This is a genomic window from Paenibacillus sp. MZ03-122A (assembly GCF_024213325.1).
In the GTDB taxonomy this organism is placed as follows: domain Bacteria; phylum Bacillota; class Bacilli; order Paenibacillales; family Paenibacillaceae; genus Paenibacillus; species Paenibacillus polymyxa_B.
Genome location: NZ_JANAVI010000002.1, coordinates 592,245 through 604,959, shown reverse-complemented (window position 1 = coordinate 604,959; position 12,715 = coordinate 592,245). Strand labels below are relative to the sequence as shown.

Annotated in this window: 12 protein-coding genes; all 12 read right to left on the bottom strand. The window is 37.6% G+C overall.

Going from position 1 to position 12,715, the window contains the following annotated elements; all coding sequences use genetic code 11:
• Positions 1–126: 126 nt before the first annotated feature.
• The 12 genes from NLX74_RS06750 to neuB all read right to left on the bottom strand — a co-directional run bounded on the left by NLX74_RS06750 (position 127) and on the right by neuB (position 12,713).
• Positions 127–852: a GNAT family N-acetyltransferase gene (locus tag NLX74_RS06750; RefSeq protein ID WP_254328287.1), complete on the bottom strand. Its 726-nt coding sequence runs from the start codon at positions 850–852 to the stop codon at positions 127–129.
• Positions 846–2,000, bottom strand: coding sequence for a dTDP-4-amino-4,6-dideoxygalactose transaminase (gene rffA, locus NLX74_RS06745; RefSeq protein ID WP_254328286.1), 1,155 nt, complete (start codon positions 1,998–2,000; stop codon positions 846–848). Before rffA ends, NLX74_RS06750 begins: the two co-directional genes overlap by 7 nt.
• 45 nt (positions 2,001–2,045) lie before the next feature.
• Positions 2,046–3,596 carry a glycosyltransferase gene (locus tag NLX74_RS06740; RefSeq protein ID WP_254328285.1) on the bottom strand — a complete coding sequence of 517 codons (1,551 nt, stop codon included), beginning with the start codon at positions 3,594–3,596 and terminating at the stop codon, positions 2,046–2,048.
• A gap of 169 nt (positions 3,597–3,765) precedes the next feature.
• On the bottom strand, positions 3,766–4,665 hold the full coding sequence (locus tag NLX74_RS06735) for a polysaccharide deacetylase family protein (RefSeq protein ID WP_039271470.1): 900 nt from the start codon (positions 4,663–4,665) through the stop codon (positions 3,766–3,768).
• Positions 4,666–4,667: 2 nt separating this feature from the next.
• Positions 4,668–5,810, bottom strand: coding sequence for a GNAT family N-acetyltransferase (locus tag NLX74_RS06730; protein ID WP_254328284.1), 1,143 nt, complete (start codon positions 5,808–5,810; stop codon positions 4,668–4,670).
• A gap of 59 nt (positions 5,811–5,869) precedes the next feature.
• The gene (locus tag NLX74_RS06725; RefSeq protein ID WP_254328283.1) at positions 5,870–6,112 is read right to left on the bottom strand and encodes an acyl carrier protein; all 243 of its coding nucleotides are present in this window, start codon (positions 6,110–6,112) and stop codon (positions 5,870–5,872) included.
• Entirely contained in the window at positions 6,100–7,767 is a 1,668-nt protein-coding gene (locus tag NLX74_RS06720; RefSeq protein ID WP_254328282.1) for an HAD-IIIC family phosphatase, read from the bottom strand. Before NLX74_RS06720 ends, NLX74_RS06725 begins: the two co-directional genes overlap by 13 nt.
• Positions 7,768–7,798: 31 nt before the next feature.
• Positions 7,799–8,644, bottom strand: a complete 846-nt coding sequence (locus NLX74_RS06715; RefSeq protein ID WP_254328281.1) for a TylF/MycF family methyltransferase — start codon at positions 8,642–8,644, stop codon at positions 7,799–7,801.
• 100 nt (positions 8,645–8,744) lie between these two features.
• A complete protein-coding gene (locus NLX74_RS06710; protein WP_254328280.1) occupies positions 8,745–9,890 on the bottom strand; it encodes a DegT/DnrJ/EryC1/StrS family aminotransferase in 1,146 nt (381 codons plus the stop codon).
• A gap of 19 nt (positions 9,891–9,909) precedes the next feature.
• On the bottom strand, positions 9,910–10,536 hold the full coding sequence (locus NLX74_RS06705) for an acetyltransferase (RefSeq protein WP_254328279.1): 627 nt from the start codon (positions 10,534–10,536) through the stop codon (positions 9,910–9,912).
• A gap of 12 nt (positions 10,537–10,548) precedes the next feature.
• On the bottom strand, positions 10,549–11,688 hold the full coding sequence (gene neuC / locus NLX74_RS06700; protein ID WP_254328278.1) for a UDP-N-acetylglucosamine 2-epimerase: 1,140 nt from the start codon (positions 11,686–11,688) through the stop codon (positions 10,549–10,551).
• Positions 11,685–12,713, bottom strand: coding sequence for an N-acetylneuraminate synthase (neuB, locus tag NLX74_RS06695; RefSeq protein ID WP_254328277.1), 1,029 nt, complete (start codon positions 12,711–12,713; stop codon positions 11,685–11,687). Before neuB ends, neuC begins: the two co-directional genes overlap by 4 nt.
• Positions 12,714–12,715 lie beyond the last annotated feature (2 nt).

Sequence of the window (12,715 nt, the reverse complement as noted above, 5' to 3'; positions counted from 1 at the left end):
CCCTTCTCAGAATATTTAAAATTATTCATAGATTGAAAATAATTCCTATGGATGATGTACTAATTCTATAAAATACTTAATTATCCTTTATTCTAAGATTTCGTCTTAGACGATCTTATGTTGAATCTATGAACGAGCCTTGATCAGCACCCTCGTCCAATAATACCAACTTTCCAATTTTTGAATTCTGTAACCACACTTTATATATAAATTCAATGCATTGTAATTTCGACCTTGTGTTGAAACTACTAGTTGTTCAATCGGCCTACTTTCAAGAAACACCTTTAATTCTGTTAGCAACTTCGCGCCCATTCCATTGCTTTGATGTTTCAGATCAATTCCTAAAAGACCGATTCTTGCCTTTCTATTTATTAGATTTTCTTTAATTGTCACAAATCCAATAATTTCTTCATTTAATTTAATGACAAGACAATAATCATCGAACGCACCAGTAATAGACTTTTTCACCCATAGTTTATATAACTCATCCACTTTTTCAATATTAAAAATATGTGGATAACAAGAATATCTACTATCCTTAAATAATCCAGTCATCATATTTTGTAAAACAGGAAAGTCATGCTCCGTTGCTAATACAAGAGAACTTTTATTCTGTGCATTAGTATCTATTCTAGTCTCAAATGTTACTTTAGTATCCGCTAAGTGGAAATTTTCATTTTCGAGAAAATGAATAGTCGTTATATCATCAATTTTACAAAGTGCTTGTATAAAATCTAATTGATTCTTCTCTATCACATGTTGAAAATATGAGCTTGTAACTGGGGAAGTAGTAGAAACTTCGGCCATATTCATAGCAAAAAAAATAGAATCCCAATGCAAAAGCCTTAGCATCCTAAATCCCTCCAACTATACTGTCGAAAAAAATCGTATATACAATCTACAATCTTATTTATATCTGACTCTTTTATATTATAATAGAGAGGTAATCTAATTAAGCGTTCGCTCTCTCTAGTTGTATAGGCATCCTCACCAATAAATGAACTATGCTTTAATCCTGCCTCGGAACTATGAAGCGGCACATAATGGAAAACAGCCATGATTTCGTGTCTTTTCAAAAAATTCAATAGTTCGGTTCTTATTTCTAAATCTCTTATTTTAATATAAAACATATGAGCATTATGGGTACTATTAAGAGGTATAAATGGTAAGTCGATTAAATTTAATTCACTCAAAGGCTGTAATAGATTAAAATATAAATTCCAGCTAACCAATCTATTCTTTGTAATCATTTCTGAGGCTTCAAGTTGTGCCATTAAAAATGCAGTGTTCAGTTCACTAGGGAGGTAGGAAGAACCTATGTCAACCCAAGTATACTTATCTACCTGACCTCTAAAAAATTTAGATCTGTTTGTCCCTTTCTCACGTATTATTTCAGCCTTTTCCATAAATGTTTCATCATTAACTAACAAAGCGCCACCTTCCCCGCAATGTACATTCTTGGTTTCGTGAAAGCTGATACATCCTAAGTGACCAAGGGTACCCAGTTTCCTTCCTTTATATTCGCTAAGAATCCCTTGTGCTGCATCCTCCACAACTGCCAAATTGTATCTATTCGCCAACTCTAAAATCTTATCCATATCACAAGCTACTCCAGCATAATGCACTGGGACAATTGCTTTTGTTTTATCTGTGATCGCATCTTCTATAAGATCTTCATTAATATTCATAGTATCAGGTCGAATATCCACGAATACAATCTTAGCTCCTCTTAAAACAAAGGCATTGGCAGTGGATACAAACGTATAAGATGGCATGATAATTTCATCACCCTGTTGGATATCCAAGAGAATAGCAGCCATCTCCAGAGCATGTGTACAAGAAGTCGTTATTAATGTTTTTTTTACATCAAAAGTTCTTTCAAACCAGTTTGCACATAAACGCGTAAATTCTCCATCCCCCGAAAGATGTCCACTAGAAAATGACTTTTCGACATACTCTCCTTCTTTGCCTACGATTGCCGGTACATTGAAATTTATCATTATCATCTCTCATTTCAGCAAATTATGTGGTAAAGTCCATGCAGCTTAATAAAAGTGTGGTGATTTAGTCATAGTCTCTATAATTTCTCTCATAACCTTTTCACTGTCAAAAATTTCATCCGCCCTATTTATTGCTACAAATCTTTCGCGTTCCCTAAATACAGGATTTTCCCAATTTTTTATAAATGTCTTCACATCATCAAAACTGTTAATATGATAGTACTCTCCTGCCGTGTGAGCAACATCTCCGAAGGCATATGTAAAAACGGGTAGCCCTTGCCGTAAAGCAATGGCAGCAGAAGTACCGCCTCCAGATCGAACTGTGTTTAAATACGCGTCACACACTTCATAAACAGCGGCTAAGTCCCTTTGAACTCCGACATGGACAGATTGTTTTTCAAGAGTGACATACTGATTCGTTATCTTTTTATAATTTTTAAGTTCACCTATAAACATAATGCGGATATGATCATTACATTTCAATAGATCGTCTAGTTCTGTTAAAAAAGAATCGTCTAGCTCCGTATCAAGGCGATTACCTACTACGGCCAATACAAAATTACCCTCGGCTAACCCCCAATACTCTCTATGCATTTTAGTCTGTGGAGGCGTATATTTATAAGTAAACACACTCTCAATAACTGATTCTCGAGACCTATTTAATTCTTCTAGCGTGTTCAAATCTGCTGTGTTTATTTTTCTGGGCAAAATTGAAAATGTGCTCTCTGAGATGGGAAGATCATAAGCCAATGGCAGAGTAATTACGGGCACAAAATTAGAAAATAAGTCGGAGCTTAGATTTGAGCCTGAGATGGATAAAACAAAGAGCGGCTTTAAATGCAATATCATTTGCATAAGCTCCATTATTTGGCTACCATTTGGCATTTCTTTTTGACATTGAAAGAATGGAATACTTAAATTTTCATACATTAGCTTGTCAGTTTGATTGTAACCCTCAACATAGTTAGATAGGACAGCTCCGAAATAAGGCGTAGCTATAGAGCGGGGCATGTCTGCGGTATTGATAAGGAAAATATTTTTTTTGAGATTATATAAAGCTTTGCAATGATCTAGCGCTACTTGTGTTGGGCTATGTAACATAGAAAGCACCTGTCCAGCTACAACAACTACAAAATCTTTGTTGCGTTCTTCATAAGGAATCCATTTCGTCTCGTTTGCAATTTGACTATTAAAATACTCAAAATATTTTCGATATATCCTTCTCAGTCTGTTAGTATTTTTTTCTGTTTTCAACTTAGGAGTAGTAAAAAGAAAGCTCGTAACTTGCCAGTAAATAAAATGAAGCACATCTATTCTTACTTCTTTTTCTATATATTCAAAAATATCATCTAAAAACTTCTGATCCTTTGTACAGGTGAGTAAAAATGACGTTAAATATAGTCCCCAATTCTTATAATCTGATATCATTTGTTCGATTTCAGTTACTATCTCTTGACGACTATTTGAATTTATACTTTCAAAGTTTCCAATTAATTTGGTTAGTTCATGATCCAGTAATTTGTATACTTCCACATTCGACAATTTATCATTTGACAGTATTTTTTCTATTTCAAGCATTGCCTCAGAATAGCTCATTAGGAACCTCTTTTCATTCTATCATTAGGGTTTGTTAAGGAAACCGAATTTAGGCGTGAAAAGCCAAATAATCCTCCTAATCTCCCTTTTCATGCCCCAAAAATCAAATCTAATTTTGGATAAAAAAACACAAGGGACAAACACAGTAGTTAGTTCCTATTCACATCACTCACAAATACGATGATGTCCCTAGAGGAGGTAGACGTATACAGTCTATTCTGTCCATCCAAAACTCTCTTTTGTCCGAAATCCCTCCTTCTCTTGTACTGAAAGCACCAACAAATCCATTCTGTACTAGAACAGGAGTTAGTTTGTCCAACATTAACTTTTGGTTGATTCCACCACCAAAAGCAGGCGTATACCAGATCGGGTTTATACCCAAAACACTCTTCATCCAATTTTTACAAGGAGCGATCTCAATATTATAAAATTCCTGTGGATCGCCATTGTACGGAATATGATTATGAGCATGCACACCTATAGTCATTCCTGCCTGGCTCATTTCGACTATTTCTTCTGTACTTATATAAAAATCATTTATAAATTTTTGCTTATCGGGAAACAAGGACTGAAAAATAGACTCAAGAAAGATAGTTGCTTCCGTAACAGATAATTTAAAATTAAGCATAAATTTATTGTATCTGCGGAGTTTCTTCTGTTCGTACTTATAGATTTGGCTCTCCTCTTCCACACCGCTCGTATCATATGTCCCACTCAATAATTCCCATAACTCTTCATCGGATTTGAAAGAGAGTACCGTATGTACCAAATGAACTAATGGAACGTTACCTGTGAGGTGTGGACCAGACATGACTGTGAAATATGCAGGAATTCCTTTTCTTTTCAAGATGTCAAAAGCAAACGTATATTGGTCTTTTGTACCATCATCAAACGTTAGTACACACCATGGTTCCGAATTAAATCTATCAATCTCGTCTAACGAGATAATTCGATGTGTCTTGCTAATTAAATCTAGTTGTTCTTCAAAATCATGGGGATGCATGGGAACAATCCCATCCCACCCCTTTTTCTCACGTACATAGTGATACATAGCAGCAATATTACCCATTATTAATTCCACCCTTTAGGAAGTGGCCAAATGTTGGGACGATCCATATCTCCGTCAGTTTTAACAAGATATATGTCATTCACTTCCGTATTTTGAAAATAACCTTCATTATTCTTATTTTTCCACACAAAATTAATAGGATTAACACGATAACGAAAAGGCTGGAACAGGCCTGCCAAGCCACATTCCTTTGGCGTGTAGTCTATATTTTGTTTTCTAAAACCGATAGATTCCAGAACATGCTCTAAACGATTTGAACTTAACTGAAAATCCGCCGCAACACACCCTTGTTTTCGAGACCATGACAAAACCCCAGATACCATCTCAATCAAGCGATGATCTGCTATTCCTTCCCAAACATCAGCATTAGCTGGGATGATTTCTATAACCCTTAATACTTTTGTGCCGTGGATACTCTCTTCGGGAGCATATACTCGATCTAGACGTGCAATTACAATCCCCTCAGCAGTGGAATCACCGAAAAATAAATACTTATAGCCCGCACTATTTATATATCTCCATTCCCAAAATGAGGCGCTACGGTACTGCGAAAGTGAGAAGCGATGTTGAATACTTTTAACGTATAATCGTTCTAACTCCTCACCCGTAATATTGAGTATTGGGCTGTATGAATGTATCAATTTTCCTTCGACATCCGATAACCATTGACTAATGCTTGCTTGATCAGCAGGGTCCTTTAGTAATTTTACATAACCATTCACATCAAGCGGAATGACATAACGGTTCAAATGATCTGAATAAGAATAGCCCATACGCTCATACATAGGCACCACTTGAAAATTACAACCCAAGGTCAAGCACACCAAATTGTACTTTTCAGCTTCTTTCATAAGCATAATGCCTAAGCCACTGTTTCTATACTTTTCTGATACAATCCACATGGCGAAACTGATACCCCTATATTGTTCTCCGTTAGAACTATACTCACCAGGAATGACCCCAAGGAATCCCTCAATAGAACCCTTGTCGATCAGCAGTAAACTTTCCGATAGACCATTCTCGTCAATCCGATACTGCCAATCAAACAATTCTTTGTTATAGATAGCATGCTCTAGGGACCAATTAATTTTCATAAAGGCAACCAGCGACTCATAATCAGAATCTTTATATTTTACAATTTCCAATAGCTTTTCCCCTCCTTTTTATACGTTATATTGTTCTGCATAACACTTCAAATAAAATATTAATTAGGAATATTATTCAAAATAAGCAAAATATTCTTAACTGAATCTATATTAGCTATTTCATCAATGGGAATAGACACATTAAAATTAGCTTCAAGTTCCATCACTAAATTCAATTGATTGAGCGAGTCCCAATTTTCAAAGTCACTTTTTACCGATTCCAATGTCACTTTTTCGACAGACACATTCATAATTTTAGATATTATCGATTGAACTAACTCAAATTTATTCAAAAAGAGCACTCCTTAAGTAAGATATGATGAGGTAAGAATATCTCTCCTAGATCTAATTCATTGTTTTTGGATACATCCCTATACTTCTTTGAAATAAAGTCATAAAAAGGTTTATTTTTTTCTGTTTTTATATACGTATCCTTAATACTATGGAGGGAAAAATGCTTGATAACTAAATAAAGCATTGCTTCCTCAATCCCTTTGCCCATAACACGACAACTCATAACAAAATCATGGATTTCAGCCTGACCTTCATCATCGCATGAAACCGAAATCAGTCCTGTATAACCTGCATTTCCAAATTTATCTTCCACTTCAAATAAGATTGCATGATTATTCGGTAGTTCACTCCAGGACCAATACTCTTCAATTGTAAACCTGCGCGTCGCCATGTTAAACTGATTCGTTTTATTCATTAACTGGACAGCACGTGTTAGCAATAATTTATTCAATTTATGTGGAGTCAGCTTAATTTCAAGTGAGTGAAGCCACTCTTCCAATGACCCTACGTTTAACTTTATCGACTCCCGTTCTTGCTCCTGTTTGAACCAGTCTGTTCGTTTACGATCCTCCAAAGTTATAGCAGGAGTCTCAAAACAATCCAGTTGGCTAATAAAAACAGGATATTGGGTTACATCTACAGGTAGGTCAGGTACATATATTTCAGGAAGAGCTTGCTTGATACGATCTCTTTCAGATGGATTATCATCCAAAAACACAACAGATTGCAGACCTAGATTGAGTTCTTTTACAATTTCAACAACATTAGCAGCCTTATCGTTCCAGTTGATTCGAATTGAAGAAAAGTCCTTTTTTCTCAGAATCATTTCCGGATGCTGTTCTATCATTTCTAGTGCTATCGGTTCGCTGTTTTTACTGCAAATAGCCAGAATGACACCTCGATTACTCAAACTGTGCAATTCTTGCTGAAAAAGCTTGAAACTCTCACCGACGGGATCAATCCCCCCCAGTTTGATGTTGTCAATGCCATCGTCACCAATCACGCCACCCCAGAGTGTATTATCCAGATCACAGATAATTAACTTTTTACTTTGTCCGTATAGACCACTAATGATTGATTTTAGCTCATTGGATACAAAGAGAAAAAAATCGCGCGAGAACTGAATTTTCCCAAGTGCATACATTTTAGCATCGTAGCTTTTTTGCTGGATTGCTGCATACCAATAGCTAGAATCAAGAATGATAACATGCTCGTGCTCTTGTAGTCGTTCTGAAAGACGTAGATTCATTTGCATAAGTACATTGCTTAATCCTACATTGTGCTTTAATGTCATCGATTGTATCCAACGGTAATGAGGTGGGAGGGACCAAGACACAACAAAAATATGTTTTGCTTTTCCCTCAGCTCTGATAATAAGCTCACAAAATTGATCGACTTCATTAAGAACATCACCGATATTAACTTCCTTATATTCCAGCAGTTTATTAAAAGAAGGACTTACTTTCTCAGGACTTGTCCATAAAAGCAACATGTCCTTTTTTTCCGACCATACGGAGTGATCAGAATTCATAAGAGCCTGATTCACTTGATTATAAGGAGCTTCTGTGACTTCTAACGTCAAATCTTGAAAAGATCCCTCTAGAAAACGAACCATCGGATTTAGATTAGAATCAGAGAGGATTAATAGTTTATTTTTTCTCATTTATTTTCTCCCCCATAAATCAAGGTTCAACTTACTTCATGATGGCGACACTACCACATAAGTCACTTATAGGAGTGTACTTTACACCATGTTCTCTACAATACTCTCTAACCGCCTGTTTTACACCATGAAATCGAGTACTGTTGTAGTCATGGATTATAATATATCCCCCATCTGACATCTTAGGATAGAAAAATTTTAATCCTTCGAGAATAGGCTGATACAAATCAACATCCAAACTAACAAATGCAAAAGTTTCATTCACGTTACTTGCTGATTCTGGAAAATACCCTTTTTTCACAATACAATTTTCTTTATACATCATTTTATTCAGTACTAAGTCCACATCCGAATTGCAAAATTCTCCTGCAACCGAGTTTGAAAAATCCCCTTTATTCTCGTTATCAATATCCTTTTGATCAAAACCGCTAAAGGTATCAAATAAATATAATTGACGATCAGGAAAAACCCAGTTAATATACTTAGAAAATTCCCCCTTAAACACACCGAGCTCTGCTACACTTCCCTTTACTCCGCACTCATTTATTTCATCAGCAATTTGCCGTAATAGAGCCAGCCTAGTATCAAATTTCAAACTCATAAAATAGTCAATAATTTTTCCCTTTTCAATCGACAACTCTTCAGTTAGCTGCTTGTACACTGATTCTCCATGAATATTCGCTATAATTACATAATCGAATACAAGCTTACAGATTTCATTAGGAGCAACGATCGGTTTGGACAAAAATTTCGAGCCTTGTTTAGATACATCATTGTCTGCAAATGCGATAACCTCGAATTCATCACTTAATAGATAATGAACACGAAGTCCTCCGTCACCTGCACCAAAAATAACTACCTTTGCTTTATCAATCAAATTCTACACCTCTCCCGAAATAAGCATCATAAAAATAATGACTGAATAAATGCTCTTTTTATGCAAAACATAGCTGCGCTAATTGAGTTCAATATTATAATCATCGAAAGAAAGCCTTCATTTGATTAATAACAAAGCTCTGCTCATCCACCGACATATTTGTTCCAGAGGGCAAACAAACTCCTTTTTCAAATAATATTTTGCTAATATCCAAGCCACCTTCATGAGCAAAATACACGGCATCTTTAAAGAGTGGTTGCAGATGAAGCGGCTTCCATACTGGTCGAGATTCAATATTATCTTTTTCTAAATAACCTATTAAATCACTAATGCTTGTACCAATAATCTCAGGGTCTATTATCATTGTTGTCAACCATCGAGTAGACTTACCAAAACTCTTTTCCGGCATAAATTGTATTCCATCAATTCCTGATAGCTCATAGCTATACTTTTCAAAAATTTCTCGTTTCTGTTGAATGCGTTCGTCCAACACACGAAGCTGCCCTCTTCCTATACCAGCCAGAACATTACTGAGACGATAATTGAAGCCTACATCCTCATGCTGATAATGTATCGCCTTTTCCCTCGCCTGAGTTGCGTAATGTCGCGCTCTACTTAGTGCTTCTAAATCATCTGAAACCAGCATGCCCCCACCTGAAGTAGTAATAATTTTATTTCCATTAAATGAAAGAATGCCGAATTTCCCAAGCGTTCCACTCATTTGCTTGCCGTAAGTTGCTCCGAGTGATTCCGCAGCATCTTCTACAATTGGCACCTCGTAATAATCACATATTTTTTTCAAGCGATCGTAGTCTGCACTCTGCCCGTACAAATTGACTATAACTACAGCTTTAGGTTTCTTTCCCTTATCTGCATAAGTCTTGAATGCTCGCTCTAGTGCCTCAGGGGACATATTCCAGCTGTCTGGTTCCGAATCGATAAAGACAGGAATTGCACCTTGATATAAGATCGGGTTAGCACTGGCAACAAAGGTAAGAGAAGAACAAAAAACAATATCATCCTTTTCCACACCAAGCAATATTAAAGACAAGTGAATCGCTGCTGTTCCAGAACTTAGGGCAACTGCGCCTCCACATCCTAAGTAATTTGCCACCTCTGATTCAAAAGCGTCTACATTTTTACCTAGTGGAGCAATCCAATTCGTTTCAAAGGCTTCTGCGATATATTGTTGTTCAAGCCCGCCCATATGCGGTGAAGATAAATAAATTCTATCTCGATTGGACATTTTGTTTCATCCCTTATCCTTATAGGTTTTTTATTACTTTGGCCGGACAACCCACAGCTATAACGTTTTCTGGCAAATCGCGGATGACACAAGAAGCAGCACCAACGATGGTATCACACCCTACGCGAACACCAGGTATAAGACTTGCACCTATTCCGATATGAGCACAGCACCCGATCTGAACTCCACCTGCCATATGTACACCTGGGGAAATATGCACGAAGTCTTCTATTCGGCAATCATGGTCTATAGTAGCAGCGGTATTAACAATGACATGCTCTCCAACGTACGCGTCTGCGTTAATTACAGCATTAGGCATGACAACCGTCCCTTCCCCAATGAATGCGCTGGGTGCGACTACAGCGCTTGGGTGAACAGCAGTACCAAATTGGACTGAAGCAACTTTTAATTGACTTACAATTTTCCTTCTGGTTGTATTATCTCCGATTGCCACAACGAACAGTGCCTCTGGATACAGAGATAATAGTTGAGCAATCTGATTACGGTTCCCCAAGATCGGCAATCCGTTCCATGCTTCTTCTTTACAATGATCATCCAGAACTCCAATGATTTCTTCACCACAGGACCGTAAAATATCCACGATGACCTTGGCATGTCCTCCTGCTCCAAAAACAATATAGCTCAAGGCCGATCCTCCTTAATAGGTAATTGTCTTTTGAATAAGCTGCTCTGACTTGGATGTTCGGTTCAATATATCTACGATGCGAGAGCTTGTGTTATCTCTACTGTAAATATTGTCGGCTGCTTTAACAATTTGTTGGAAAGACTCAGACATTGCGTACTCCATTGCAGAAGTCAATTCGAGCTCGTCAGCTACAATATCTATTGTGTTCACAGAACGCTCTCTGCCTGTCTGGCGAGTTCCAATATTAATGACTGGAACATGAAAGGAGGCAGCCTCAATAATCCCTGATGAAGAATTTCCAATTAATATTTTTGCATTTTTCAACATCGTCAGATAATCAAGTTGCTCAAAACTGGTTACAAGATTCATCCCTTTTCTTGCAGCAAAACGATTATATACATCAACAATCGCATCAGCTCCGGCATCCGAATTGGGCATCACACAAATTACCTCATTCTCCCCAGCCAAGAGAACTTCCATCATCCTACCAAGGATGTGCATATCCGCTTCTTCCGTGGTGACAGGATGATAAGCAAACAGTACATAATCGTTATCTATATTCAGATCGTATTTACGTTTCGTCCTCTCTAGCTCAGGCAGGGATGTGTTCATCATCGTTTCAATTCTCGGAGCACCGACGACATGAATTCTCCAAGGTTCTTCGCCAAGTCTGATTAGGCGATCCCTGCTTCCATTTGTAGCCACAAAGTGGATGTGGGCCAACTTACTAATCGCATGCCGTACAGACTCATCAATCGTGCCGGATACTTCTCCACCATGCAAATGAACAAGCGGAATGTTCATGTGAGAGGATACAATCGCAGCTGCAAGCATTTCTCCCCGATCTCCTAATACAACAACGAAATCTGGTTCCAAAGCTTCTACGGCTTGTGTCATGCCCATGATTGCTATTCCAATAGAGCGAGACATATTAGCATGAGTAGATCCTTGCAGCAGACAGTCTACCTTAGCAGATACACGAAATCCGTCCTTTTGGATAGCGTCCAATGTGTACCCATGCTGTGGAGACAAATGCATGCCTGTAACCAACAGGTGGAGTTCCAGAGTATGTTCTTCCTCAAGAGCCCGCAAAACCGGGTAATATATCCCATAATCAGCTCGTGTTCCGGTAATCACCAATACTTTTTTCATTGCACATCATCCCATGATAACAAATAGTCTTCATGTACATCCTTTAAAAGCTGCTTACCAACCAAGTCATCAAAATATTTAGGCTCTATTCCAGTGCCCGGACGCTTGATAACTAGATCTTCTAGTGTTAGCAACTGACCTGTTTTTTTGGGTGTTGCCATCACAATACTTTTTCTTGCAACGTCTCTGGTGCTTTCCTCGGAAGGCATGCATCTTTTAACACCATCCCCTAAAGCCTGCTCCACATTTCGAATCGCAAGAACCATTTTTGAGAAATCAGCAGGCTCCAGTGAAGCCTTATGGTCAGGACCTGGAAGGGTTCGATCCAGTGTAAAATGTTTTTCAATAATTCTAGCTCCCAGTGCTGAAGCAGCTACAGCGATCTCAATTCCAGCCGTATGATCTGAGTAACCTGTGACCTTATTAAAGGCTGTAGATATTGTCTTCATAGCTAGCAGATTCACATCTTCTAAAGGCGCCGGATAGTCAGAAGTACAGTGTAGCAATAGTACTTTACTTTTTTTAAATGCTTGTAACGACTCTCCAATTTCATCTAAATTAGACATCCCGGTGGATAGAATAATCGGACGCCCATAGCTATCAAGCTTCTGAAGAAAGGGGATATTGTTCATATCTCCTGATCCTACCTTGAATGCGTCAATATGAATTGAATTCAGAAACTCAGCACTTTCTTCATCAAAGGGTGTGGAAAGGAAATCTATCCCTTTATCCTCACAGTACCCTTTCAAAAGAACAAAATCCTCAAAGCTCAATTCCAACTGTTTTAACATATCTAGTTGGCTTTCAGCTGAATTGGTATTTTCTGTCTGATAGTTAGCCTTCTGGGCGTACTTGGTTACCAACTTTTCGCTTTTAAAGGTTTGGAATTTTACTGCATCGGCACCACATAAAATCGCTTGATCAATACATTCGAATGCAAGCTCCAATGATCCGTTATGATTGACTCCTACCTCCGCGATAATATAGATGGGGTTGCTACCATTATTTGATAAGAGGTTTTTCATGT